Source organism: Pseudomonas sp. B16120 (assembly GCF_044218845.1).
GTDB lineage: Bacteria > Pseudomonadota > Gammaproteobacteria > Pseudomonadales > Pseudomonadaceae > Aquipseudomonas > Aquipseudomonas paracarnis.
The window spans coordinates 3,250,281-3,273,067 of sequence record NZ_CP162588.1; the positions used below are offsets into that span (position 1 = coordinate 3,250,281).

Sequence of the window (22,787 nt, forward strand, 5' to 3'; positions counted from 1 at the left end):
TTCAATGCTGCGCCAAGCGCGGCGAGGAATCGTCATGTCCACAAATCCTAAAAAAGCACCTGCACAAGAATCGCTCGAAATGAGCGAAGCCGAAGAAGCGAAAAAGGCTGTATCCCCTGCCGTGGCGGTGACCGACATCGCTGAATATCGGCCACACGAAGAACAAATCGTTCGCTTGGAAACAACCTACGCGAAGCTGGTCGTTGACTGCTCGACGAGCGAAGGCTTGGCAAATGCGAAGGAAGTCCGCGTCGATATCCGAGACGTGCGCTATGCGCTGGCAAACACCACCAAGACCGCGCTGGTGCCATATCAGCAGAAGGTGAAAGAAGCACAGGCTCGCGTCAACCAAGTTAAGGAGTTCGGTGAAGCGCTGAAAGCTCGCGTCCTAGTGCTTGAAGAGCCAATCGATGAAGCCATCAAGGCCGAAGAGAAACGCGTCGCCGACGCTAAGGCCGAGAAAGAGCGTGTCGAGGCTGAGCGTGTCGAAGCCATCCGGGCGAAGATTACCCGCTTCAGCTCTGTCGCTGCCGCATACGCAAGTCGCAGCGCTGCGGACGTCGCCGGAATTCTGCAAGGCGTTAAGGAGTCGGTCATCCTGCCCGAAGAATATGGCGAATTTGAAGCCGAAGGCACCATCGCTCGCGACAACGCAATTGAGCAGTTGGAAGCGCTACACAAGGCTGCCATTGACCGAGAAGAAGCGGCTGCCAAGCTGCTGGCCCAGCAGAAAGAGCTGGATGAACTGCGCGAGAAGCAACGCCTCGCCGACGCAGAGGCTGAAGAGCTGCGTAAGCAGCGCGCCGAGGAGGACCGTCTGCGCTTGAAGAAGCAGCAGGACGAGCTGGACCAGCAGCGCCGCGACATGGAAGCACAGCAACGCCAGCAGCGTGAACAGCAGGAAGAGCAACAGCGTCAGCAGCGAGAACGTGACGCCCAGTATCAGCGAGATCAGGAAGAGCTGGCCCGTCTGCGCGCCCAAGCTGCCGCGCCGGCCCTAGTTATTGCTGCGGCTCCTGCCTCGATCGAAGCGAATGCCGAGGTCGCACCAGTCAGCTCACAGGCGACCAGCGCTGAACAGGACGATTTGACTACGCCCGCGCCGGCAGTTGACGACATTGTCGAGGTTGTAGCGCTGGGTTTTGACGTCGACCTTGAAACTGCTCGCGCCTGGCTTCGCGCCATCCGCTTCTAACCACCCTTTCCATCTCACAGCCAGCAAATCTCATGCTGGCTACGGAGGGCGCTATGACCGATACAGACACCCAATCACCAACCGGCCTCGCCACCTACCATGACCCATCGCACAACGCGGCAGCACTCATCCTCGACCCAGGAACCATGCGGTCGATGAGTGACCTTGCAATGATGATGTCGAAGGGAGTGACCACCGTCCCGAAACATCTCAAGGGTAACCAGGCCGACTGCATGGCGGTGGTGCTTCAAGCGATGCAGTGGCAGATGAACCCCTTCGCCGTGGCGCAGAAGACCTTCATCGTCAACGGTGGCGCGTTGAGCTATGAGGCGCAGCTCGTTAACGCAGTAATCATCGCCAAGGCGCCAGTCAAGAGTCGTCTTAACTTCGAATGGTTTGGCCCCTGGGAAAACGTCATCGGGAAGATGCGTGAAGTCACCAGCAAGACCAAAAAGGACGAGGATACCGGAGAGTTTAAAAAATACCGCGTCCCGGCCTGGAGCTTTGACGACGAAAAAGGGATCGGCGTTAAGGTTTGGGCGACCTTCCGGGGTGAAGACGAACCACGCACCCTTGAGCTTTTGCTGACCCAGGTCCGTACTCGCAACTCTACGCTTTGGGCGGAAGACCCAAAACAGCAAATCGCCTACCTGGTTACCAAGAAATGGGCGCGCCTCTTCTGCCCTGACGTAATCCTTGGCATTTACACCCCCGACGAATTTGAAGATTCGTATGGTGGCGAGATCGACATCACTCCCGCCCAACAGACCGCAAACACCGCAGCAGCGGCCGGTGTGTCATTTGGCCCGAAATCCCCCTCGCCAGAAATCGACGGAGTATTCGCGGATCTGCTGTCCGTTGCAAAGCGCCAGGACATCGACGCCTACGCAGCAGCCTGGGCAGGCCTCAAGCCGAAGCAGCGCGCAGCAATCGGCCTGGAGTGCCATGAAGCACTCAAGAGCATGGCGGCAACCGTCGACGCTGACTTCACAGACATGACCAGCACCAACAGCGGCCAGCCCCACACAGAGGAGGCTGCGTAGTGAGAACTGAGCTTCAGGGCACAGAGAAGTGGCATGCAGATCGATCTGGCCGCGTGACCGCCAGCCGCTTCAAAGATGTGATGGCCTGGGGGAAACCTGACAAAAATGGCAAGCGCGAGCCAATGGATGCCCGCACGTCGTACATGCGGGAGTTGTGCTTTGAGCGCCTTGCCAAGAAGTCCAAGCACAACGTCAGTAGCGCGTCGATTAAGTGGGGTCACACCGAGGAGCAAAAGGCCCAAGACGCTTACGAAATGCTGACCGGCAACATCGTCCTCCCCTCCGAATTCATCGTTCACCCCAAGTACGACTGGCTCGGCTGCTCGCCGGACGGCCTGATAAATGATGACGGGGGCACCGAATCGAAGTGCCCATTCAACGAAGCAATACATATCAGGACTTGGCTGGAAGGAATGCCCGAAGAACACATGCCGCAAGTCCAGGGCTGCATGTTCGTTACCGGCCGCAAATGGTGGGACTTTATTTCGTTCGACCCGCGTCAGGATGAGGACTGTCAGCTCTACATCGAGACGATTTACCGCGACGAAGCCTACATCGCCAACCTGCACAGAGAACTGGTCCAGTTCAACCTGGAGCTGAATCGCATGGTTGATGAGGTAGCGGACAAAGCTCGGGCGCAAGCCCATCGTTTAGGAGCCTGATCATGATCAGCAACCTGAAATCAGTCATCGAGTTTCGGCGCGAGAAAGCGCTGGAGCTTTCCAGTCAAGTCCGGCGGCACCTGGCCGCCGGCGGCAAACTCACCATCGGCGATAGTCCGCCGATGAATCCAGACCCGGCGAAGCGTTCGGAATTCATCGACCCGACAACCATCCTCAAGCGCCGCAAGCCGCTCATCACCCGGGCCGAGCGTGAAGCGCTGCGCAAACTCGCGGAGGCTTTATGAGCAAGCGCAAACCCCACAACCTCAAAGCCCGCATTGACCGGTCCTGCCGGTCGCTGCTGGCCGCCAACCACGTCGCAGTGGTCAACATCGACCCCAGCGGCCGCCAGGGCATGATCAATTACAAGTCGCTCAAGAGCATCGCACCGGGGAAGATTGGCCAGGCCGTCTGCGGCATTCCCCACCGGTGGACGATCTACCTCAGCGCGCTTTGCATCGACGCCCGCGGTGACCACTACAGCAAGTCAGTGGAGGTGGCGCCCGATGGTGTTTACCTCTCCGACCACCTGGAAGACGTTATCGAGCATTGCTACAAGAAACTGCGGGACGAGGCCAATCAAAGCCAGATGGTGGCTTCGGGCTGGATCGCCATACCTGAAGCGATATCGCTGGACGAGGCGCACGCCGCGCGGATCTTCGAGGCCGTCGGCGCGTGGCGACAGTTAAAGGTCGACTCATGCGCCGCAAAGCCCGCACCCAGCAACGCAAACGTCAAACCTGGCTCGCACTGCCGGCCAGCGGAATAGAAGAGGTAGGCCATGGCCAAGACTGTGCAGGAACGATCGGCCAAGGCTGCGCAGAAGCGGCTGGCGGTCGCCGAGAAGGAATTGCGGCACAAGGTAAGGCCAGGTATCGAGCAGGCCATGGAGCGTATCCGGTTGCGCGGAAAGGTGCGGATCATCAGCGAGGTCCTGCAGATCGCTATCATGAAGATGGACTTGATGAGCGACGACGAACTGTCTGTCTTCCTGAGTTATCCGCGCCACGAAATCGTGATTAGCGAAAACGTGGCGCGCGACTTTCAAGAGAAGAGCATGCTGATGATTCAGCAGAGTCCAGGCGATGAAATCATATCGCCCGGATAGGAATTGGTGGGAACGGGGGGAGTTGAACCCCCTGCGGTGCTGTCCGGAAGCTAACATTACTCGTCGAGTTCTTCGCAATTTGAAAATCGAACGTTCCCAGAACCGCCCCACCTAATTCAAATGCTGCTGTTGTGCTCATCAGTAATGCTCCTAGATCAATGTCGGTGAAAAATGGGAGTGCCAATGGAAGCGCCCACCCGCCTACTGTGATTAGGTCCGATGCAATAGCCAAACCGCTGAAAAACTTCTCTTTTACGTCAGCCTTTAGTCCGTGCTCGTTAGAAGTCGCCAAAAGGCGAACTTTGCAATGGATGCGATAGTACACGCTGATCACCCTAGATTTCAAACAATGCCACTCACCGAGATAACGGAGGGCGGCGCCTGACTGGAGATAATCCATGAGCAACTACATGTACAAGACCACCGCTCCTGCCGTGGTTGCGGCCGTCATCGCCTGGGAAACCAAGCGCAAAGAGTGGGACGCCCAGCGCGCCAAACTTGGCCAGTTGTTCGGTGGTGCAGCCTCGCCGATGCGGTCAGGTAGTCGAAGCTACGTCGGCGGGGTGAAGATCAGTGCCAGCCGTGACTTGGATGTGCACTGGTGCCGCCCCGACCAGTACGACTACCGCGCCCTTCGCTCCAGCGCCAAGCCGGCGAAAGGAACGCCAAAGGAAGCGCGCGCCGCCCAGGTCGTCGAGCATGAGCGCCTTTCGGCACTGTGGAAGGAGCATTGCCCGGCCAGCATCGACATGGACGAGGCCTGGGAGGCGATTGGCCTGAACCCTGGCGCACTGTGGATGTGCGGCGGTGTGTTCTTCGAGCTGGATGGGGTCGTGTACCTGAACCTCGGCATCAGGCTTGAGGATGGGCACGAGAGCATCGATGGTTCCGCCGAGATCCTGGGCAGCGAATTTGAAGCCGCACGCCAGCAAGCGCTGGGACAACGCCAGGCCGCCTGATCCGGCTCCATGCCGGACACCCGTAATACCCCATATCAACGAAATCTGCCACCTCAGTTGCTCGGAAGCAGGATCGTGCCAGCCCCTACCGGTACTAATGCTTCGATTCAACAAGAGCCTTACAGGACTCCACTAGGGCTGGCGCAAGCTTACGCAATTTAACAATTTCGGAAATACGCTCGAAGGGATCTATATGACGACCATTTTCTAAAATAAATATTATTGATGTAAGGGATGCTCTCAATATGTGAATTTGAACATTGCGCGCCGGGTTTAGGTCGTCATCAAAATTAGCATTTAGTCGATTGATAATTCGGCTGAATGCAACAGACACGATTTGGTCGGCCAATCCTGAATCATCTTCTTGTGCAGGTTCAACGACATTTAAAAGCGTATCGCAATATTCCTTCGCGATCAGGTACAGCCTTCCTGCTTGTGCCAACGAAGTCTGGGCAGCGTCTTTCTTTTCCCTTTTGACTTGGTTTCTGGCCTGGCGGCTGGCGATCCACATCGCCGCGATGATCGCTGCAATAGATCCAAATGCCTGCACCCACGACGCCAAGCCTGGATGACTTTCGATCCAGCAAAATACGACTTCCCAACTCATAACCCACTCCCCTGTAGATCCCGGAACTATACCGGTGAGGATCCCCTATGTCCGCACAACAGAAATTGCCTCAGTTCATCCATGGCCAGCCGAGCATGGGCCTGCCGTTCGAAAAGGAACTGGTGGTAGACCTGTTCGCCGGCGGTGGCGGCGCCAGCACCGGCATCGCCAGGGCATACCGGGAGCCGGACGTAGCGGTGAACCACAATCCAATCGCCCTGGCCGTGCACCGCGCCAACCACCCCAAGACAGCGCACTATGTTGCAGACGTGTTCGAAGTTGATCCGCGTGAAGCCACTGGCGGGCATCCAGTCGCGATCATCTGGGCATCGCCTGATTGTCGGCATCACAGCAAGGCCAAAGGTGGAGCGCCACGTGATCGCGGGGTGCGTGGACTAGCATGGGTGGTGATTCGCTGGTTGTTCGTCACGAAATCCCGCCTTCTCTTCCTCGAAAACGTTGAAGAGTTCTGCGACTGGGGCCCGATCGACGATGACGGCCAGCCGATCAAGTCTGAGCGCGGCCGCACCTTTAAAGCGTTCATCGCCGCAATCAGTACAGGGCTGCCAGCTGATCACCCTGACATGCCGGAAATCATCGAGGCCATCGGAGAGTTCGTGCCGATGGAAGCTCTGGTGCGCGGGCTTGGCTACAACGCCGATTGGCGGGAGCGGATCGCGGCGAACGCAGGCACCCCGACCATTCGAAAACGTCTTTACCTGGTGGCCCGCAGCGACGGCAAGCCAATCGTTTGGCCGGAGCCAAAACGCCACAAGCGGCCTGCCGCGAAGCAATTGCCGTGGCGCTCTGCGGCCGAGTGCATCGACTGGAGCAATCTCGGCCGCACGATCTTTCGTGAAAAGCCGATGGCCGAGAACACCATGCGGCGTGTGGCCAAGGGCTGCTGGCGGCATGTGCTGACCAGTGCGAAGCCTTTCATCGTCCCCATGCGCGGAACGTCGTCGGCGCACACCAGCACGCACGGAACTGATGAAGCGCTTTCCACCATCAGCGCCGGCGGCACGCATCACGCATTGGTGCAGCCGGTGGCTTCTCCGTTCCTCACTGAGTGCGCCAATGGCTCATCTCAACGTAACTTCGACGCCCAGGAGCCATTGCGCACGCAGGTCGCTCAAGTCAAGGGCGGCCACTTCGCGATGGTCGCTGCACACATGACTGCATTCGGGCAAAACGCCGCGGGTTGCTCGCCTGACGACCCGGCGCAGACAGTTCTGGCCGGAGCTGCGCGCCACGGCATCGTCACGGCGTTCTTCGAACAGGCGAATGGCGGTTTCTACAAAGGCGACGGCCGATCGGCCCACGACCCGATATCGACAATCTGTCAGACCGGCGCCAACCAGCGCCTGGTGAGCGCTTATCTGGTCAAGTACTACGGCCGCGAGAAGGACGGAATATCGCTCAATGAGCCGATGCACACGCTGCCGACAAAAGATCGCGTCGCGGTCGTCGAGACTGTAGAGGTGCCCGATTCGCTGACTCCTGAGCAGATGGAAGGCGCGCGCCGCTGCGCCGCGTTCATGCACAAGTATTTGCCGGAGCACTTCAAAGACCCGGCAGAAATGGTGATGGTCGGCGGCTACGTGCTGATCGACATCACCCTGCGCATGTTGCAACCGCCTGAGCTGAAGGCCGCGCAGGGCTTTGACAAGGACTACATCATTGACCGCGGGTTGTTTGTCGACCCGGTTACCGGTGCCGAGGAATGGCGCGACGTCAAAAAGGCCGACCAGGTGCGGCTGATCGGCAACAGCGTCTGCCCGGATGAGGCCGAGGCACTAGTCGCCGCCAACGCCGCCGAAATCATCGAGCTTTACCAGCGCCTCGACGCATAACTCCCCCACTCCACCGCCCGGGCATGGCCCGGCAAGGACTCCCCGTGAAACGATTTTACCTAAGCGGGCCCATGAGCGGCTTGCCAGGGCTGAACTTCCCCGCCTTCCACAGCATGACCGCCAGCCTGCGCGCCAGCGGCCACACAGTCACCAACCCCGCCGAGATCAACTCTGAAGGCGGAACCTGGACCGACTGTATGCGTCGCGACATTGCCGCCCTGATGGACTGCGACACCGTGGCCACCCTGCCCGGCTGGGAGCATTCAAAAGGAGCGAAACTGGAAGTACTGATCGCCGAGAAGCTCGGCATGTCCGTTGTGGATGCCCATGATCTGGTAACGAGGGAGGCTGTATGAGCCACAACCAAACGATTGACGGCGTGCCGGGCGAGCAAATGGCATGCATGCTGGTGGATCGCAGCTACGACGTACGGGCGAAAATGATCATTGCCTTCAACGTGGCCAGGAAGGCTGGCGGCGATTTGGATGACGCGCTCGACGCTGCATATAAATCAGCCTTGCGCTTCTCGCCCAACCCTCTGGCGGCCGAACAGCCCGATCGCTCACCAGAGGCCTATGCCATCGAGCATGCCGAGTACATGGCCAAGTCAGCCGATGATGTGCTGGCGAAGTTCCAGGCATATGGCCTGGCCCTTCTGGCAGTCGATGAGGGCGGCGACGATGGTGAGGGTGAGTTGCTCGAGAATATCGACTCAACCCGCGGCGACCTGTAGGAGTCACTGGTAGATCTGCGCAGCATGGTTTACGAGTTCCGCAAGCGTGCCGCCAAATCCCGATAGGAGTACATCCGTACTCCACCCGCAACACCTGTAACCCCTCCCCCTTCAAAGTCAGCCGCTATAGCTCATATCAAGGGCAGGCGATCGGCTTTCGAGACTGCTCTTTCGTCCACATATTCTGGCCTTTGATAGACCCTTTCGTCCAAGACTCACTAACCAGTGAGCAGTTGTCGTTTAGTTTCTCGACAAAAGTCCTGGGATAGCCTTCGGGTTCGTCGCCTATACGCAGCCAATTTGGATCTGTGGATGTAACAACCGATTTATTTGAACTGCAGGCTGCCAGTGCAGCTAACGAGAGCATCAGAACTACTTTTTTCATGGAAATCCTAGGCAATCCGACAAATCGTCGGGCCATTATCTTGCCACTAATCCTTTTTAAACACAGCCCGCTCTAGGCGCCTGATGGTGAAGCCATGTCTGAAATAAAGGAACGCCCCATTCTATTCTCGGTGCCGATGGTGCGCTCCATTCTGGAAGGCCGGAAGACGGTCACGCGCCGGGCAGTCCGCGCCGACTTCAACCCGGAGGACCTGGAGGGCACGCTTAGTGCCAGTGAATGCCAGAAGCTCTACCGCGAACTGCCACAGCACTTCGGTGCCTCCTACTTCTGCCCATACGGCCAGCCCGGCAATCGCCTTTGGGTGCGAGAGACATTCATCGATCTGCGCGGCACCGGTGTCGAGCATCGCCCAGACCCGAACGGCCCGCTCCAGCGATACGCCTACGCTGCTGACTGCCGACCTGGGTCACACAGTGACGAGGCGAGGAAAGACTTCGGCCTGAAGTACAAACCCAGCATTCACATGCCCCGCGCCGCGTGCCGCATCCTGCTGGAGATCACCGACGTGCGCGTCGAACGCCTGCAGGACATCACTGAGGATCAGGCTACGGCCGAGGGCGTATGCGCCAGCGCAGTTGAATCGTTCAAAGCCGCCGGCGTGGAGCGGCCCGCCGGGTTCGCTTTCCGGGATATCTGGACTTCGATCAACGGTGACGAGGGCGGGCCGTCCAACCCGTGGGTCTGGGTGGTCGAGTTCAAACGGGTGTAGCGCAAATTGAGGAAGATCAGCGCTTTGCTCGTTGGGAGAGCCCGATAGCCATAAAGGCTATGCCGGGTATCCAAAAGCCAGGGTTAGATGTCCCCAAGCCGACTGCAAGTAGTGATACACCGACAGCAAACATATGCGCTCCTCCCTGAAAAACTATCCATTCCATATCCACCCATTTAAGCATAAACCGGCCATCAAAACGGCCAAGGACGAAGTCATGCCTGGTGAAAAGAGAATTTCCGATGAAACCTGGTCAGCCAATGAGGAACTGTTCAATTGCGACAGCCTGGGTGAGCTGCTGGACGAGAACGAAGACTTTAAAGTCGGGGCGACCGTTTGGAAGGGAGAGAAATTCCCGATAAACATCGCTGGCTATGTTGATGCGGGCGACATCATTGAAATGCTTGGCGAGCGCGCCTATGACGATGTGGGTGAATTCGCAGAGGACTGGCCGGACGTTCCTGATGAAGCCCGCCAGGAGCTCGACGCACTTCTTTCCGAATGGATCAGCAAGAACTGCACAGCAACGTTCTATCGGGTGCGCAACGTCATCGAGTACAAGCTCACCGCAGAGGATTTTGCAGGCCGGGTGACGCCATGATCGCCACCCTCTGGTTCGCCTACGTCTTCATCTAATAAGGGGCCCAAGCCATTAATACCTATAGACACACCTTCGCAGCCGTCTGCCCTTCCGACGGAGAAACGATCCTCTACAGGCTGGAATTGCGCTCAAGCGCCATGATTCGCGTCGAGCACATCAAGGCGACGACAGCGCTGATCACCAAAGGCTGGCATGAACAGATTGCCGACAGCCTGGCGGAATCCTTGGGCGGCGATCAGACCATCATCGCCACGCACCAGGGCGTCGAGATCGAAACGGTGAGGCTCAGCGGATGATTGCATACCACGGCACGCCAGTCGGCGGCACTCGCCAGGATGGCGCCCGGTTTCTTGCCGGCCGGCATGCCTTGGTACCCTTTCCGCGCCAGGACGACATGGGCATCGTTGCCGATGTCTGCCAGTCGTTTGTGTTCGACAACGGCGCGTTTTCGGTCTGGAAGAAAGGCGGAAAACTGGATATTGATGGCTACACAACCTGGGTTGAGCAATGGCACCGACATCCCGGTTTCGACTGGGCGCTGATCCCGGATGTCATCGACGGCGACGAGGCGGCCAACGACGCGCTTCTGGAGGCCTGGCCCAGAGAGTTACGCGGTGTGCCGGTCTGGCACCTGCACGAATCGTTGGAAAGGTTGCAGCGCCTCGCTGCCGGCTGGCCGACAGTGGCCATCGGCAGTTCAGGGCAATGGGCATACCCTGGAACGGCGGCTTGGTGGAAACGGATGGGTTCAGCAATGGATGCAATCTGCGACGACCAAGGCCGACCAGCCTGTCGCCTCCATGGTCTCAGGATGCTCGACCCCGCGATATTCCAGCATCTGCCGTTCGCATCAGCCGACAGCACGAACGCTGCGGTGAACGGCGGGAGTATCAGCCGATTCGGCATGTATGCCCCACCAACTGCGGGCCAACGCGCCAACGTCATAGCCGACCGCATCGAATCGCACAACAGTTCCCCGATCTGGCAGCGAGAAACCCAGGCCGAGATGGCGCTGTAACCCCAATCCCCCTATACGCCTGCCGGCGAGCTGAATCAGGGCAACTGACTATCAATCCATCGTTCAGCTGCCGCCATTGCGTCATCAAGCGCTGCCGGATAGTCAGGCCAAGGGCCCTCCAACTCTGCTGCAACCTCACCCAAGCCATTGATGGGTGCTGGCTCAATGATCTTTGCAGCAACAGGGCTCTGGTCGTTCGGGCGACGCCAGTCGAACTTGAGAAACATCACGTGGCCCCGGTAAGCGTGCGCTATCGGAGCATCGAAGTTGTGTGACACGTCCATGCCTCATCACGAACTTAGTTGAACCCTTTTGTACACCGCTTCGGTCCTGTTTGAAAGATAGGCAGAAAGCTATCACTCCAATCCCCTATGCGCCGCCCCAGCGCGGCAAGGACACCCCATGTTCGCTATGAAACTCACCCTGATACTGCTGGGCGCTTTTCTGTACCTGGTAGGAACCATCGGCTGGTTCGGCTGGCTCGGGCTCGACCTGCTGGACACCGGCACCACCGAGGCACTGCTCTACGCCTTCGCCGGCACATGTGCCTGGCTGCTGATCAGCTTCGGCCTGGCAATTCAAATCATCAAGACAGCGCGGCCCACGGCCGGCGGGAGGTAGGTATGGAGATTCACTTTCTGTCACATGAGGAAGTTTGCACGCTCACAGGCGCTCGGACAAAGGCGGGACAGGTACAAGTGCTCAAGCGGAACGGGATTCGCCACACCATTAAGCGTAGCGGCTGGCCTTGCGTCATAGCTAATGCGCTCACCGGAGAGGCGGTCACCGAAACTATGACAAAACCAAAATGGCAGCCGCGGCTGGTGAGTTAAATGGGAAGGAAACCAACACAGCCTGACAGCGTTACGCGCCTCAGAAAGCGGAAGCAACGCAGCGGAACCATCTATTACTACTACGACCTCGGGGGATCGCCAAGGAAGGAACTTGCCCTGGGCAGCGACTACGGGATAGCTATCGTGGAGTACGCAAAGCTTGAGAAGAGCCGCGCGTCCTCCGCCCTGGTTCAAGACGTGCTGACCTTCGCATACGTGGCAAACATCTACATGAACGAGGTGGTCCCTACCAAGAGCATGGCCACGCAAAAGGACAACACCCGGGAGCTGAAGCAGCTGCTGAGATTCTTCGATGATCCGCCCGCGCCCCTGGAGGCGATCGAGCCACAACACGTCGTTCAATACCTACGGCAGCGCGGCAAGACAGCTCCGGTGCGCGCAAATCGTGAGAAAGCTTTACTCAGCGCAATCTGGAACTTTGCCCGCAGCAGCGGCTATACGGCCTTGGCCAACCCGTGCGCCGGGGTGAAGGGGCACAAGGAATCTGGTCGCGATCAATACATTGAGGATGAGATGTTCGCCCTGGTGTACCAGCACGCTGAACAGCCGCTACGGGATGCGCTCGATTTGTTCTACCTGACCGGGCAGCGCATCGCTGACACCCTGAAAATGGATGAGCGAGACATCCGCGACAACAGGCTGGCCGTAAAGCAAGGCAAGACGAATGCAAAAAGGAGGATTGAGATAACGGGCGAGCTGAAGGTTGTGATTGATCGAATCATGGCCAGGAAGGATGGGCACAAGATCAGGACAAGCCGGCTAATCGTTATGGAGAACGGGCAGCCTATGACCAGCAGCATGTTGCGTGGGAGGTTTGACGCGGCCCGGGAAGCAGCCGGTGTTGAGAAGGGAGATTTTCAGATGCGCGACTTGCGCGCTAAGGCCGGTACCGACAAGGCAGAATCGAGCGGTGACATCCTGCAGGCTCGCGACCAACTTGGGCACACCACCGTCGTCATGACGGAGAACTACATCCGTAAGAGGATCGGCAAAAAGGTCACGCCGACGAAGTGATTTCTGCACCGCAATCATTTTAGCCCCCTTGAAAACAAAGGGCTGCGAGGGAGCTTAGGGGAACGCATAGCGGTGCAGAACTCACGCTATGTTATTGTTTTTAAATAATTACGTTGCGGACTTAAAATCCCCCGCTCGTAAGGGCGTCCCGGTTCGATTCCGGGTTCGGGCACCATCTCCTGTTCCACTGACGGCCAGCACTGTTTGTGGAACCCTTGAAAACCCGCCGTTTGGCGGGTTTTTTCGTTTATGGCGTTTCGTCGGTTTCCGTATGTTTGCAGACTTTCGTGTTTCCGAACTCTGCCAGCGAGGAAGCGCTCAGCCTGTATGAACGCTGGCTTGGCATTCCTCGCCAGGGTCCAGTGCTTTTGGACTTGCAAACCCTCAGAAATCTACCGTACCCGAGAGCAATACCGTGCGCGGCGCGCCCAAGCCGCCAGAAAGGCCGCTGCCATCCCCGCCGTTCCACGAACCAAGCCAGTACGCCTTATTGGTGACGTTCTGCACGGTGGCGCGCAAGGTCACAGGCTTGGTCTCGACCTTGAAGGCATAGCGAGCCCCCACATCGTAGGTGGTGTACGAGTCCAGCGACACCCGATGATCGTTGGTCGCGTATTGTTTGCCCGTGTGGTTGATGTTGCCGGTCAGGGTCAACCCAGGGACGTCGAGGAGGTCATACTCCGTGCCTAGCTTGGCAATCACCTTGGGCACGCCTGTCACTTGCTTGTCTTTGACACCACCGGTGACCACCTTGGTCATTTCTGCCTGGGTATAGGTCGCACCGCCCATCAGGCGCAATCTTGGTTGCAACTCGCCAAAGAACGACCATTCCACGCCACGGTTTTGTTGCTCGCCGTAGACGCCGAAGACATTGGTGAGCGGATCGGTAAAGGCACTGGGCTTCTCAATCTGGAACAGGCTGACGGTATGGGCGAAAGAGCCCAGGTCTACCTTGGTCCCCAGTTCGTATTGCTTGGTCTGGTACGGCTGCATGACCGCACCTGCGTTCTCTGCCGAGTCAGGGGCCGACGCGCCTTGGCTGAGGCCCTCGATGTAGTTGGCATAGAGCGACACCTCATCCGTCACCTTGACCAGAAGTGCGGTGGCGGGCGAGACACGGCTTTCGTCATAGCTGGTTTTCGAAGCCCTGGGGCCGAAAGCGTCGGTGGTGTTTTGCACGCGCTGACGACGGGCGCCTACGGTCCATTGCACACGGCCTTCGGCGAAGGACAGCGTATCGGCAATCGCATAGCTGCCCAGGTTGGCCCTGGTTTGCGAGGTGGTTGCACCATAGCCCGGGAAGGTCGGCGCGTTGCCAAAGTCGAGGTTGTCGTAATTTGTGGTGCCGGGGATGGCGGCTCTCGCGTCCTTGAAACTGTTGTCGGAGGTAAAACGGGTCGCGGCGATGGTCCAGGCATGATCCACGGGGCCCGTCTGGAATTTGCCCTTCAACCCGACCTCACCCGATTGCTGGGTGCCACTGCGAATCGAACGAATGGCCGAAGAGCTGATGCCACCCACATTGTTCACCAGGGTGCTTGAGTTGATCATCGCGTTGTAACCACCATCGCGCTGCCCCCACGCCGCGTAGGCAGTAAGCGAATCCGTCAGGTCGTATTCGCCCCGCACCATCGTGGTAGTGGTGTTGTTGATGGTGTAGGCCCACTTGGGTGCCAACGCATAATCGCCCTTCTTGGGGCTTGGCAAGTGGGTGACGTTGGCGGCAATTGTGTTGATCCCGAAGTAGTTGAGACCATCAATGCGTTCACGCTGTTTGTAGAAATCGAGCGATATCCGAGCCCGCTCGCCACGCCAATCCAGCCCGAGGGAAGACAGTGCCATTTTGTGTTGCTGATTATCCACGGGGGTATCGCCGTCACGGTAAACGCCGTTGAAGCGCACACCAAACTGCTTCTGATCACCAAAACGTTGCCCCAGGTCCGCGTGCACACCCCCTAGGCCCCGGGACTCATAAGTGGTGGTCAAGCGTGCCAACGGTTCGTCGCCGGCGCGCTTGGGTACCAGATTGATGCTGCCACCTACACTGCCGCTTGGCGGCATGCCGTTGAGCAGCGCCGAAGGGCCCTTGAGCACTTCGATGCGCTCCGCCAATTCGGTAGAGCCGCGCATATTCGGCGCCATGCCGACCAGGCCGTTAAAGGTGATGTCATCGGCGTTGCTGTAGAAGCCGCGGATGAAAAAGGTTTCAAAGTTGCTGCGTTTGGTGGGCACGTACACCGAGGGGTCGGTCGCACCGATCACCGAGCCGATATCCTGCGCCTGACGGTTCTGTATGTATTCATCGGTATAGCTGATGGTATTGAAAGGCGTCTCCATGAAATCCTTGTTGCCCAACAGCCCAACGCGGCTGCCGGAGGCAACCTGCCCGCCAGCATAAGCCGGCGGCAGACCTGTAGCGGGGTCCATGACGCCCTCCACCACCGTTTCCGACAACTCCAGGCTGGCGCTGCTTGTGCCTGCTTGCGGGGCAGCGCTCGCGGCGGTGGGCGCCGCCGTCAGCCCCAGTACCAGCGCCATCTGCACAGCCGTGAACATATGACTCAAAGTAAAGCGTTGCGCAGCCTGCGGTGAATCAGGGGTAGCGCGATGTTGGCGACAGCGTTCCGACATGCTGAATTCCTTTTGATTCGGAGAATGTGTATGTGCTCACTAGGCTTTCCGAACCAGAAGGCAAAACCCTCAATAACAATCATTAGCATTTGTGTTTTTTTGAAAATAAAGGCGAGTGCCTGCACGGCACCCGCCCTTGCGACCCCAAGCGCAGCGGGTCAGCCCTTGTAGCCTTGAACCACCTCGTCGGCCATGCGACCCAGACACGTTGCACTGACGGTACACAGGTACCAGGTCTGGGCGTCGACAAAGATCACACGTCCGTTGGTCCAGGCCTTGGTTTTGCGCAGCAGCGGGTTATCCAGGCTCTTCATGTCCAGCGCCGGCCGCCGTTCCATCACTGCGGTACGGTCGATCACGTAGAGAATGTCGGGATCGGCCTGCTGGATGAATTCATTGGAGATGGGCTGGCCATGTAAGCCAGCCTCGATGTCGGTGCTGGCGGGTTTTACGCCCAGGGTGTCGAAGATGAAACCGTAGCGCGACTTCACGCCATAGGAGGTAAATGCGCCGTTGTTATGCAAAACGATCAGCGCTTTCTCCGGGCGCCCATCGGTGACGCGCCGAGTCTGTTCAACCTTGGCGTCCATTTGCGCAACCTTCTGACGAGCCAACGCTTCTTTGCCTAGAATGCGCCCCAGGGTCATGAGGTGATCCTTGGCGGTGGCGAAGAGATTGCCGTGTTGGTTGGTCAGGTCCACATCGTCATAGAGCGTCGGTGCGATCTGGCTCAGTTCTGCGTAACTTTGCGCCTGGAGCGGCGAGATCAGGATCAGGTCGGGCTTGAGGGCATGCAACCGTTCAAGGTTGGGTTGGATGGTCGACCCCACGTCCATGATGTTCGGATTGTCACGGTACTGGGTAAGGAAACTCGCGACATAGTCCTTGGCGATACCCACCACCGGCGCGTCCAGCTGGTCGAGTGTATCGAGTTCACTCATATCGAACGCCACCACACGTTGGGGGAGCTGGGTGATCATCGTGCTACCCAGTGGATGCTCGATCTTGATCGGCTCGTAGTGCGTATGCGCAGCGACTGGCGCGGACGCCTGTGCCGAGGGTTTGTCACAGCCCTGCAGGCCGGCCGCCACCGCGACCGCCAGCAGTGCCCCACGGATTGTTTTTGCCTTACCAATACTCATATCTGCTCCCTTGATAATGATGGGTTGAAGTAGTTGCAGACGAACCCCTGCTCGCTCTGCAGAATCTCGAAATCCAAATCAAAGAGATCGCGCAGGTGCGCCTCGGTGACAACCTCCGCTACCGGGCCACGCCAGTGCACCGCGCCGTTTTTCATGGCCACGATATGATCGGAGTAGTTGGCCGCGAAGTTGATGTCATGCACCACCAGAATCACGGTGCGACCTTGTTCGTCACATAAGCGGCGCAGCGCACGCATGATTTGTACGGCATGCTTCATGTCCAGGTTATTGAGCGGCTCGTCCAACAGCAGGTAATCGGTTTGCTGGGCAATGGTCATTGCCAGGAACGCCATTTGCCGCTGCCCGCCGCTCAGCTCGTCGATGTAAGAAAGGCGTAATGGTTGCAACGACAGAAACTCGATGGCTTCGTCAATGACCTGGCGATCCTGGACGGTGAGCGCCCCTCGGCTATAAGGGAAACGCCCGAAAGCCACCAATTCTTCAACGGTCAGCCGCAGGTTGAAATCGGGTGTCTGGCGTAAGGTGGCGACACGCCTGGCATATTCGCGGATGGGCACATCCGCAATGCTACGCCCGCCAATCAGCAGTTCACCGCGGGTCGGCGCCAGCAGACGTGCGATCAACATCAGCAAGGTGGTCTTGCCTGCCCCGTTGGGCCCAATCAGCGAAGTCACCTGCCCTGGCGGGAACTGAACGCTGACGTCACTCAGGACGTGCTTGGTGCCGTAGGTCTTATAGACGTGACGAAGGGAAATCATGAAGCGCCTCGGGTTCGAATCATCAGCGCGAGGAAATACCCGCCGCACACCAGGTTGATGAGAATGCTGACGGAGGTGTTGTAGTTGAACATCTGCTCGACCACGTACTGGGCGACGATGAAAATGCCAATGGCAATGGCGCAACTCATGGGCAATGTAATCCGGTGCCGGGCGGTGCGGGCAAGCGCATAGGTGATGTTTGCCACAAACACGCCCATGAAAGCCGTCGGCCCGACAAGACTGGTTGAGACAGCCACCAGAATCGCGATCAGCGCAAGTTGCAGGCGCACGCTGCGTTGAAAATCGACACCCAGGGAAATCGCCTGGTCACGCCCCAGCGACAACACATCGAGCACCGGCAGGCTTCTTTGCGCGATAAAGCACGCCGCCGCCACCAGCAGCCCCGAATAGATCACTTGCGTGGGTTGCGCCTTATTAAAGGAGGCGTAGTTGAAACCCTGGAAGATCGAGAACTCACCAGGGCTGATCTTCAGTTGGATAAACTGGGTAAAGGTGCCCATCACCATGCTCAGTACCAGCCCAAGCAGGAGCAGCAGGTACACGTTGTTGCGTCCGTCATGGAACAGCCAACGGTGAATGAGCCCTGAATAAGCGAGCATCAACAGGATCGACAACAATACGTTACCGTTACGCCCCAACAGCACCAGGCTCTGGGTACCCAGCACCAGGATCAGCAAGGCCTGGAACAACAGGTAGATTGCCTCATACCCCATGATCGCCGGCGTCAGTATTCGGTTGCCGGCAAGGGTCTGGAAAATCACCGAAGAATAAGCAACGCATACTCCGGCAATAACCATCGCGGCCAAACGGGTCATTCGCTTGGGAATGACGTAGTCGAAGTCAAAGCCTGAGCCCAACAACAGGAACGCTATCGCCAGGACCAGCACCAGTGCCCATAGACCATAGCGGGTAGCCACACGCCTCATGCGTATTTCCTGATCAGCAACACCAGGAACAACACACCGCCTACGCTTCCCGCGGTGAGACCGATGGGCACTTCGAAGGGATAGATCAACAAGCGGCCGAGAATGTCGCACGCCAGCAACAGCGACGCGCCGCACAACGCGACGATGGGCAATGTTCGCTCCAGGTTCTCGCCGTAGTGCAACGCCACCAGGTTGGGAATAACCAGCCCGACAAAGGGAATGGCCCCTACGGTAATGACCGTGGCGGAAACGGTGACCGCCACCAGCATCAACCCCAACGCCGCATTTGCCGTGTAGTTCAGGCCCAAGCTGCCGGCCATGCCCTCGCCCATGCCGAGTACAGTAAAGCGGTGCGCGAACAGATAAGTGAGCACGACTATCGGCAAGATCAGGTAGATGATCTCGTAATTGCCCTGGACGATCTTCGAGAAGTCTCCGAGCATCCAGCCCTGCATGCTCTGCAAGATATTGTGACGATAGGCGTAGAACTCGGCGATGGCGCTCAATACGCTGCCGTACATCAGGCCGATGACCGGAACCATCACGGTGTTCTTGAACTTGATGCGGCGGATGATCGCGACATAAAGCAGGCTCGCCGCAAAGCAAAACGCCAAGGCAAACAGCATACGGCCGGCCGCACCGGCAGCGGGGGCCACCGTCAATGAAATCAGAATGCCCAGCTTTGCTGCATCCAGCCCGCCGGAAGTTGCCGGTTCGACGAAGCGGTTGCGCACGATCTGCTGCAGAATCACGCCGCACACGGCCAGCCCCACCCCCGTGAGAATCAGGGCGGCCAGGCGCGGAAGGCGGCTGGCAGTCAGTGTCAGCCAAGCGTCATCGGATAACGTGAACAGTGCCGTCCAGGAAACCTCTTTGACCCCCACCATCAACGAAAGGCAACAAAGCACGGCAAACACGCAGAGTAAGATTGCACGGTTCAAGAACCGCCCTCACCGTCTGATTCTCCAGCAATCCGCCAGCCTTTCGCGGCTTGGCGTTGGGCGAGAAAGTGCGCGTAGAGCCCTGGCTTGGCATTCAACTGCGCATGGGAGCCCTGCTCGCTGATCTGGCCGTGATCGAGCACTAGAATCTGGTCGGCCATGACCACTGTCGACAGCTGGTGCGCGATGACAATCAGCGTGCGCGTGCCGCGTAAACGCGCCAACGCTTGCGCGATCGCCGCTTGGTTCTCGGCGTCGAGAGCGGCGGTGGCCTCATCGACCAACAAAATCGGCGCCTCTTTGATCAGCGCACGGGCGATGGAGATTCGCTGTCGCTCTCCCCCGGACAGGCGTGCACCGCCCTCGCCTACTGGCGTGTCCAGGCCTTGGGGCAAGCGTTCGATGATCTCCAGGACGCCAGCCTGTGTTGCTGCTTGCATCACTTGGGCATCACTGGCATCGGGTTTACCGATGCGAATGTTGTCGGCGATGCTGCCCTGGAACAGGTAAGCATCCTGAAAGATCTGGCTGATCTGACCGGCCAGCTGCCCACTGGACATCTGCCGAACATCTACACCGCCCACCATCACGCGGCCTTGCGTCACATCGAAAAAGCGCGCAATCAGCCGCACCAGGGTGGTCTTGCCCGAGCCAGAAGCACCGACCAGCGCCGTCATGCTGCCGGGCTCGATACGCAGGCTGACATCGCGCAACACATCGGCCTGATCCTCGGCATAGCAAAAGCTCACGTTTTCCAATACGACCGATCCATCGACCGGCGCTTGCGGGGCCTGCGGCTCCGGCAAAGGGTCGACCTCGAAGATTTCGCGCACGGCATCAAGCTGACCGCGCGCGCCACGTAGCACTTCGCTATAACCTGCGACCTCCAGAAGCGGGTCGATAAAGCGGCTGACCAACAGCAACGACACGATCACGGCTATGACCGAAGACGGTGCCAGGCTTGCGCTCAACTGATCACCCAGCCATAGCGTGGCAGCCACCAGCAAGACGGCGAAGCCGGCCTGCACCGCCCAGGCATTGAACACCACCGACATCGCCGAGACGTGGATCAGCCGCTTTGCAGACTGCTGCTGGCGCCCGATGGCCTGCTCGAGAAACTGGGTGCCGCCGTCCTCGCCATTAAAGGCGCGGAGCACCGATTGTGCCTGGGCAAACTCGACCATGCGCTGGCTGGTCTGCGCGGCGCTGTGCTGAAAGCGTTGGTCGGCGCGCTGCCCCAGATGAGCTGTCAGTGCAAAGATACCCAACAAGAGGGGTAAAGCCAGTAGCGCGATCAACCCCATTTGCCAATGTAAGTTGAACAACGCGGCAACGATTACAACCGGTGTGACCACCCCTGTGATCAACGGCGTGAAAACGTGGGCCGGAAGCTGAGCCAATTCCATCATGCCCTGGGAGGCCAAATGGCTCAGTCGTGCGGTATTTTGTGCGCTGAACCAACCGACCGGCAAACGCGCCACATGGTCGCCGAGGCGATGACGACCACGCTGCAGAACAGCGATACCGACGCGGATACCCGCCTTCTCCACCGTCCGTCGCAAGGCCCAGCAAACCAGCACCCCGATCACGAGCGCAGTCAGCCATTGCCCTGCTGAGCGCACATCACCGTTCAGCAGACGAGTGAGCACCGGTACCAGAGTGACAATCGTCAGCCCGCAGAGCAGGCCGTAGACGAGCGTCATCCAAAGGTAGCGGCGCAATACGCGGGCATCTTCGCCCAGCAGTTGATTAAAGGTTTTCAGCATGACGATACCGCCTGTTCCTTGGCCTGTTCGTAGCCGCCCAGCGCCCACATTCGAGCGTAGCGGCCGTTGCGGGCGAGCAGTTCGTGGTGGCGTCCCTGCTCGCAGATCGTGCCGTTGTCGATCAGGATGATTTGGTCAGCATGCATCACCGTATCGAGGCGGTGCGCGATCACCATCAAGGTTCGGCCCCGGGCGAAGCGCGACAGTGCTTGTTGAAGCTTCACCTCGTTCTCGGCATCGGCCGCCGCCGTGGCTTCGTCGAGCACCAGCAGTGGTGGGTCCAACAATATGGCGCGGGCAATACTCACGCGCTGCAACTCGCCGCCGGAAAGCTGTACATCCTCCCCGATCACCGAGTCGTAACCTCGCGGCAAGGCGCAGATGCGCTCATGGATATTGGCAGTGCGGGCTGCGTCTTCGATTTCCTGCTGACTGGCCGAGGCGCGGCCCAGGGCGATGTTGTCGCGCAGGCTGGCATGGATAAGGCGTACCTCCTGCAACACAAAACCGATGCGCCGGTACAACTGCGCGCTCTCGATCCGCCTGAGGTCGACGCCGCCCAAGGTGATGCGCCCTTCACTCGGGTCGAAGAAGCGCAGCAACAGACGGGCCAGGGTCGACTTGCCGGAGCCCGAAGCACCGACAATCGCGGTCACCGTGCCCGGCTTGAGGATGAAGTTGACGTCCTTGAGCACCGGGGTCTGGCCGTCGTAGCTGTAGCCGAGCTGCTCGACACGTATTTCGGCATTTTCCGGCAACGCTGGCGCGGCAGTTGCCAAGGTTTCCAGCACGGGCGTTTGCAACAGCGTATGAACGCGCTGCGCTGCGCCCGTAGCATTGTTCAAGTCATGAGTAACGTAGCTCAGCAGCAACAGCGGCGCACAGATTCCCGGCGCCACTAAGGCAAAGGGCAACACGTCTACCGGTGTGATCCAGCCCAGGCTCACCCAAAGCGTTCCAAACGTCAGCACTACGCCGAGCACCGCCACCGGGGCAATCATCGCGTGAGCGTTGGCCATCGCGCTGACCAGCGGCCGGGTGAAGTCGGTAAAGGCCTCAGCGAAGCCATCAACCGCCTTGCGGTAGCTGCCATGGGCCTTGCCCTCGACCCCGAAAGCCTTGACCACAGGAATGCCATTGACGAACTCAACCACTGCATTATTGATGCGTGCCATGCCGGCGCCAAATGACTGCATGTTCGCCCCACTGGCCTTGGTGGCCCTGGAGAAAAACAGGAAGAACAGCGGGAACGGCAACAGCGAAACAATCGCCATGCGCCAGTCCATGACGAATAGGTAGAGAACCGAAACAAGAATTGCGCCGATGGTACGACCCAAGGTGGTAAAGAAGTGCGCGGTCAGGCTGTGCAACGTGCCAATGTCGTCTTGCATCGCTTGCTTGACCTCGCCGGAAGCCCGACTGGTAAACCATCCCAATGGCACCTTGGCCAGACGGCGGGTAATCGCCCGGCGCAAATGGCCAGTGATGCGGTTGTCGGCCAGGTGCGCAGCCATTTCGCCCAGCGAAATCAAGGTCATCCCGAGAAACAGGCAGGCCAGACTGATGATGACAACCCGCCAGACTTGATCCTGCATCTGGCTCCAGGCTGTCGCCACCTCATCTTGGGCCATTGCAAGCTGTGCGATATGGGCGATACCGGCCAGGGGCACCAGCGTCAGCATGGTACCGATGGCGGCCAATACCGCCGCGACTATCAGTTGCCCACGTATGGGTCTGAGTATCTGAGATACCGTGCCGGCAACGCCGGGTTCATCTGTAGCACTCATGAGTTCTCCTGAATAACCACTGCAGGTAGCCT

At 58.7% G+C, this 22,787-nt stretch carries 25 protein-coding genes, 1 tRNA gene and 1 pseudogene; 17 read left to right on the forward strand and 10 right to left on the reverse strand.

The annotated features are described in order from the left end of the window. The first annotated feature begins 34 nt into the window (after positions 1–34). The 6 genes and pseudogenes from AB4P90_RS15215 to AB4P90_RS15240 all read left to right on the forward strand — a co-directional run bounded on the left by AB4P90_RS15215 (position 35) and on the right by AB4P90_RS15240 (position 4,008). Positions 35–1,195, forward strand: a complete 1,161-nt coding sequence (locus tag AB4P90_RS15215) for a hypothetical protein (RefSeq protein ID WP_236598452.1) — start codon at positions 35–37, stop codon at positions 1,193–1,195. A 53-nt stretch (positions 1,196–1,248) separates the two neighbouring features. Next, positions 1,249–2,238, forward strand: a complete 990-nt coding sequence (locus tag AB4P90_RS15220) for a RecT family recombinase (RefSeq protein WP_093114026.1) — start codon at positions 1,249–1,251, stop codon at positions 2,236–2,238. A gap of 53 nt (positions 2,239–2,291) precedes the next feature. Next, a complete protein-coding gene (locus tag AB4P90_RS15225; RefSeq protein WP_395605085.1) occupies positions 2,292–2,900 on the forward strand; it encodes a lambda exonuclease family protein in 609 nt (202 codons plus the stop codon). A 2-nt stretch (positions 2,901–2,902) separates the two neighbouring features. Further along, on the forward strand, positions 2,903–3,145 hold the full coding sequence (locus AB4P90_RS15230) for a hypothetical protein (RefSeq protein ID WP_093114021.1): 243 nt from the start codon (positions 2,903–2,905) through the stop codon (positions 3,143–3,145). Continuing rightward, a pseudogene (locus AB4P90_RS15235) lies at positions 3,142–3,609 on the forward strand (hypothetical protein); the annotation flags it as partial. The gene AB4P90_RS15230 and the pseudogene AB4P90_RS15235, both read left to right, overlap by 4 nt. A 72-nt stretch (positions 3,610–3,681) precedes the next feature. Continuing rightward, positions 3,682–4,008, forward strand: coding sequence for a hypothetical protein (locus AB4P90_RS15240; protein WP_201914971.1), 327 nt, complete (start codon positions 3,682–3,684; stop codon positions 4,006–4,008). 4 nt (positions 4,009–4,012) lie between these two features. On the opposite strand, the gene AB4P90_RS15245 is transcribed toward AB4P90_RS15240, so the two are convergent. Then, positions 4,013–4,106 (reverse strand) — tRNA-Thr (locus tag AB4P90_RS15245). Between the two features lie 300 nt (positions 4,107–4,406). On the opposite strand from AB4P90_RS15245, the gene AB4P90_RS15250 reads away from it, so the two are divergent. Then, positions 4,407–4,967 (forward strand): hypothetical protein, encoded by a 561-nt coding sequence (locus AB4P90_RS15250; protein WP_201914969.1) that lies wholly within the window; start codon positions 4,407–4,409, stop codon positions 4,965–4,967. Positions 4,968–5,061: 94 nt separating this feature from the next. Here AB4P90_RS15250 and AB4P90_RS15255 read toward each other — a convergent pair whose 3' ends face one another. Then, positions 5,062–5,574: a hypothetical protein gene (locus AB4P90_RS15255; RefSeq protein WP_201914967.1), complete on the reverse strand. Its 513-nt coding sequence runs from the start codon at positions 5,572–5,574 to the stop codon at positions 5,062–5,064. Positions 5,575–5,621: 47 nt separating this feature from the next. Here AB4P90_RS15255 and AB4P90_RS15260 point away from each other — a divergent pair, with 47 nt between their 5' ends. From AB4P90_RS15260 to AB4P90_RS15290, 7 genes are all read left to right on the forward strand, one after another. Then, positions 5,622–7,427 (forward strand): DNA cytosine methyltransferase, encoded by a 1,806-nt coding sequence (locus tag AB4P90_RS15260; protein ID WP_201914966.1) that lies wholly within the window; start codon positions 5,622–5,624, stop codon positions 7,425–7,427. Positions 7,428–7,471: 44 nt separating this feature from the next. Then, the gene (locus tag AB4P90_RS15265; RefSeq protein ID WP_201914965.1) at positions 7,472–7,783 is read left to right on the forward strand and encodes a DUF4406 domain-containing protein; all 312 of its coding nucleotides are present in this window, start codon (positions 7,472–7,474) and stop codon (positions 7,781–7,783) included. Further along, positions 7,780–8,160, forward strand: coding sequence for a hypothetical protein (locus tag AB4P90_RS15270; RefSeq protein WP_201914964.1), 381 nt, complete (start codon positions 7,780–7,782; stop codon positions 8,158–8,160). The genes AB4P90_RS15265 and AB4P90_RS15270 overlap by 4 nt, the downstream gene beginning before the upstream one ends. Positions 8,161–8,639: 479 nt before the next feature. After that, positions 8,640–9,275 (forward strand): hypothetical protein, encoded by a 636-nt coding sequence (locus tag AB4P90_RS15275; RefSeq protein WP_201914963.1) that lies wholly within the window; start codon positions 8,640–8,642, stop codon positions 9,273–9,275. A 133-nt stretch (positions 9,276–9,408) separates the two neighbouring features. After that, positions 9,409–9,876 carry a hypothetical protein gene (locus AB4P90_RS15280; RefSeq protein WP_201914962.1) on the forward strand — a complete coding sequence of 156 codons (468 nt, stop codon included), beginning with the start codon at positions 9,409–9,411 and terminating at the stop codon, positions 9,874–9,876. 137 nt (positions 9,877–10,013) lie between these two features. Next, positions 10,014–10,172 carry a hypothetical protein gene (locus AB4P90_RS15285; protein ID WP_236598451.1) on the forward strand — a complete coding sequence of 53 codons (159 nt, stop codon included), beginning with the start codon at positions 10,014–10,016 and terminating at the stop codon, positions 10,170–10,172. Next, complete coding sequence (locus AB4P90_RS15290; RefSeq protein ID WP_201914960.1) at positions 10,169–10,894, forward strand: hypothetical protein; 726 nt, start codon at positions 10,169–10,171, stop codon at positions 10,892–10,894. Before AB4P90_RS15285 ends, AB4P90_RS15290 begins: the two co-directional genes overlap by 4 nt. A 35-nt stretch (positions 10,895–10,929) precedes the next feature. Here AB4P90_RS15290 and AB4P90_RS15295 read toward each other — a convergent pair whose 3' ends face one another. Further along, positions 10,930–11,121: a hypothetical protein gene (locus AB4P90_RS15295; protein WP_231125715.1), complete on the reverse strand. Its 192-nt coding sequence runs from the start codon at positions 11,119–11,121 to the stop codon at positions 10,930–10,932. Positions 11,122–11,296: 175 nt separating this feature from the next. On the opposite strand from AB4P90_RS15295, the gene AB4P90_RS15300 reads away from it, so the two are divergent. From AB4P90_RS15300 to xerC, 3 genes are read left to right on the forward strand one after another with little or no spacing between them, the layout of a single operon-like run. After that, positions 11,297–11,515: a hypothetical protein gene (locus AB4P90_RS15300; RefSeq protein WP_201914957.1), complete on the forward strand. Its 219-nt coding sequence runs from the start codon at positions 11,297–11,299 to the stop codon at positions 11,513–11,515. Between the two features lie 2 nt (positions 11,516–11,517). Then, positions 11,518–11,727: a DUF4224 domain-containing protein gene (locus AB4P90_RS15305; protein ID WP_201914955.1), complete on the forward strand. Its 210-nt coding sequence runs from the start codon at positions 11,518–11,520 to the stop codon at positions 11,725–11,727. Then, positions 11,728–12,762: a tyrosine recombinase XerC gene (gene xerC / locus AB4P90_RS15310; RefSeq protein ID WP_201914953.1), complete on the forward strand. Its 1,035-nt coding sequence runs from the start codon at positions 11,728–11,730 to the stop codon at positions 12,760–12,762. It begins immediately after the preceding gene. Positions 12,763–13,146: 384 nt separating this feature from the next. Here xerC and AB4P90_RS15315 read toward each other — a convergent pair whose 3' ends face one another. The 7 genes from AB4P90_RS15315 to AB4P90_RS15345 all read right to left on the reverse strand — a co-directional run bounded on the left by AB4P90_RS15315 (position 13,147) and on the right by AB4P90_RS15345 (position 22,755). Next, a complete protein-coding gene (locus AB4P90_RS15315) occupies positions 13,147–15,393 on the reverse strand; it encodes a TonB-dependent receptor (RefSeq protein ID WP_395605086.1) in 2,247 nt (748 codons plus the stop codon). A 158-nt stretch (positions 15,394–15,551) separates the two neighbouring features. Beyond that, complete coding sequence (locus AB4P90_RS15320; protein ID WP_019817090.1) at positions 15,552–16,535, reverse strand: siderophore ABC transporter substrate-binding protein; 984 nt, start codon at positions 16,533–16,535, stop codon at positions 15,552–15,554. Continuing rightward, positions 16,532–17,314 carry an ABC transporter ATP-binding protein gene (locus AB4P90_RS15325; RefSeq protein WP_014718542.1) on the reverse strand — a complete coding sequence of 261 codons (783 nt, stop codon included), beginning with the start codon at positions 17,312–17,314 and terminating at the stop codon, positions 16,532–16,534. Before AB4P90_RS15325 ends, AB4P90_RS15320 begins: the two co-directional genes overlap by 4 nt. Continuing rightward, the gene (locus AB4P90_RS15330; protein ID WP_019817092.1) at positions 17,311–18,261 is read right to left on the reverse strand and encodes an iron chelate uptake ABC transporter family permease subunit; all 951 of its coding nucleotides are present in this window, start codon (positions 18,259–18,261) and stop codon (positions 17,311–17,313) included. Before AB4P90_RS15330 ends, AB4P90_RS15325 begins: the two co-directional genes overlap by 4 nt. Next, positions 18,258–19,148, reverse strand: a complete 891-nt coding sequence (locus AB4P90_RS15335; protein WP_019817093.1) for an ABC transporter permease — start codon at positions 19,146–19,148, stop codon at positions 18,258–18,260. Before AB4P90_RS15335 ends, AB4P90_RS15330 begins: the two co-directional genes overlap by 4 nt. A gap of 50 nt (positions 19,149–19,198) precedes the next feature. Continuing rightward, entirely contained in the window at positions 19,199–20,968 is a 1,770-nt protein-coding gene (locus AB4P90_RS15340; RefSeq protein WP_395605087.1) for an ABC transporter ATP-binding protein, read from the reverse strand. Next, complete coding sequence (locus AB4P90_RS15345) at positions 20,962–22,755, reverse strand: ABC transporter ATP-binding protein (RefSeq protein ID WP_395605088.1); 1,794 nt, start codon at positions 22,753–22,755, stop codon at positions 20,962–20,964. Before AB4P90_RS15345 ends, AB4P90_RS15340 begins: the two co-directional genes overlap by 7 nt. Positions 22,756–22,787: the final 32 nt, after the last annotated feature.

What these genes read in the sequence shown, in the direction of transcription:
- AB4P90_RS15275 (WP_201914963.1), top strand. Translation starts at nt 8,640, where the DNA reads ATGTCTGAAATAAAGGAACGCCCCATTCTATTCTCGGTGCCGATGGTG.
- AB4P90_RS15230 (WP_093114021.1), top strand. Translation starts at nt 2,903, where the DNA reads ATGATCAGCAACCTGAAATCAGTCATCGAGTTTCGGCGCGAGAAAGCG.
- AB4P90_RS15270 (WP_201914964.1), top strand. Translation starts at nt 7,780, where the DNA reads ATGAGCCACAACCAAACGATTGACGGCGTGCCGGGCGAGCAAATGGCA.
- AB4P90_RS15290 (WP_201914960.1), top strand. Translation starts at nt 10,169, where the DNA reads ATGATTGCATACCACGGCACGCCAGTCGGCGGCACTCGCCAGGATGGC.
- AB4P90_RS15325 (WP_014718542.1), bottom strand. Translation starts at nt 17,314, where the DNA reads ATGATTTCCCTTCGTCACGTCTATAAGACCTACGGCACCAAGCACGTC.
- AB4P90_RS15295 (WP_231125715.1), bottom strand. Translation starts at nt 11,121, where the DNA reads ATGTTTCTCAAGTTCGACTGGCGTCGCCCGAACGACCAGAGCCCTGTT.
- AB4P90_RS15260 (WP_201914966.1), top strand. Translation starts at nt 5,622, where the DNA reads ATGTCCGCACAACAGAAATTGCCTCAGTTCATCCATGGCCAGCCGAGC.
- AB4P90_RS15220 (WP_093114026.1), top strand. Translation starts at nt 1,249, where the DNA reads ATGACCGATACAGACACCCAATCACCAACCGGCCTCGCCACCTACCAT.
- AB4P90_RS15345 (WP_395605088.1), bottom strand. Translation starts at nt 22,755, where the DNA reads ATGAGTGCTACAGATGAACCCGGCGTTGCCGGCACGGTATCTCAGATA.
- xerC (WP_201914953.1), top strand. Translation starts at nt 11,728, where the DNA reads ATGGGAAGGAAACCAACACAGCCTGACAGCGTTACGCGCCTCAGAAAG.
- AB4P90_RS15255 (WP_201914967.1), bottom strand. Translation starts at nt 5,574, where the DNA reads ATGAGTTGGGAAGTCGTATTTTGCTGGATCGAAAGTCATCCAGGCTTG.
- AB4P90_RS15305 (WP_201914955.1), top strand. Translation starts at nt 11,518, where the DNA reads ATGGAGATTCACTTTCTGTCACATGAGGAAGTTTGCACGCTCACAGGC.
- AB4P90_RS15320 (WP_019817090.1), bottom strand. Translation starts at nt 16,535, where the DNA reads ATGAGTATTGGTAAGGCAAAAACAATCCGTGGGGCACTGCTGGCGGTC.
- AB4P90_RS15285 (WP_236598451.1), top strand. Translation starts at nt 10,014, where the DNA reads ATGATTCGCGTCGAGCACATCAAGGCGACGACAGCGCTGATCACCAAA.
- AB4P90_RS15300 (WP_201914957.1), top strand. Translation starts at nt 11,297, where the DNA reads ATGTTCGCTATGAAACTCACCCTGATACTGCTGGGCGCTTTTCTGTAC.
- AB4P90_RS15335 (WP_019817093.1), bottom strand. Translation starts at nt 19,148, where the DNA reads ATGGTGGGGGTCAAAGAGGTTTCCTGGACGGCACTGTTCACGTTATCC.
- AB4P90_RS15280 (WP_201914962.1), top strand. Translation starts at nt 9,409, where the DNA reads ATGCGCTCCTCCCTGAAAAACTATCCATTCCATATCCACCCATTTAAG.
- AB4P90_RS15250 (WP_201914969.1), top strand. Translation starts at nt 4,407, where the DNA reads ATGAGCAACTACATGTACAAGACCACCGCTCCTGCCGTGGTTGCGGCC.
- AB4P90_RS15330 (WP_019817092.1), bottom strand. Translation starts at nt 18,261, where the DNA reads ATGAGGCGTGTGGCTACCCGCTATGGTCTATGGGCACTGGTGCTGGTC.
- AB4P90_RS15240 (WP_201914971.1), top strand. Translation starts at nt 3,682, where the DNA reads ATGGCCAAGACTGTGCAGGAACGATCGGCCAAGGCTGCGCAGAAGCGG.
- AB4P90_RS15215 (WP_236598452.1), top strand. Translation starts at nt 35, where the DNA reads ATGTCCACAAATCCTAAAAAAGCACCTGCACAAGAATCGCTCGAAATG.
- AB4P90_RS15315 (WP_395605086.1), bottom strand. Translation starts at nt 15,393, where the DNA reads ATGTCGGAACGCTGTCGCCAACATCGCGCTACCCCTGATTCACCGCAG.
- AB4P90_RS15340 (WP_395605087.1), bottom strand. Translation starts at nt 20,968, where the DNA reads ATGCTGAAAACCTTTAATCAACTGCTGGGCGAAGATGCCCGCGTATTG.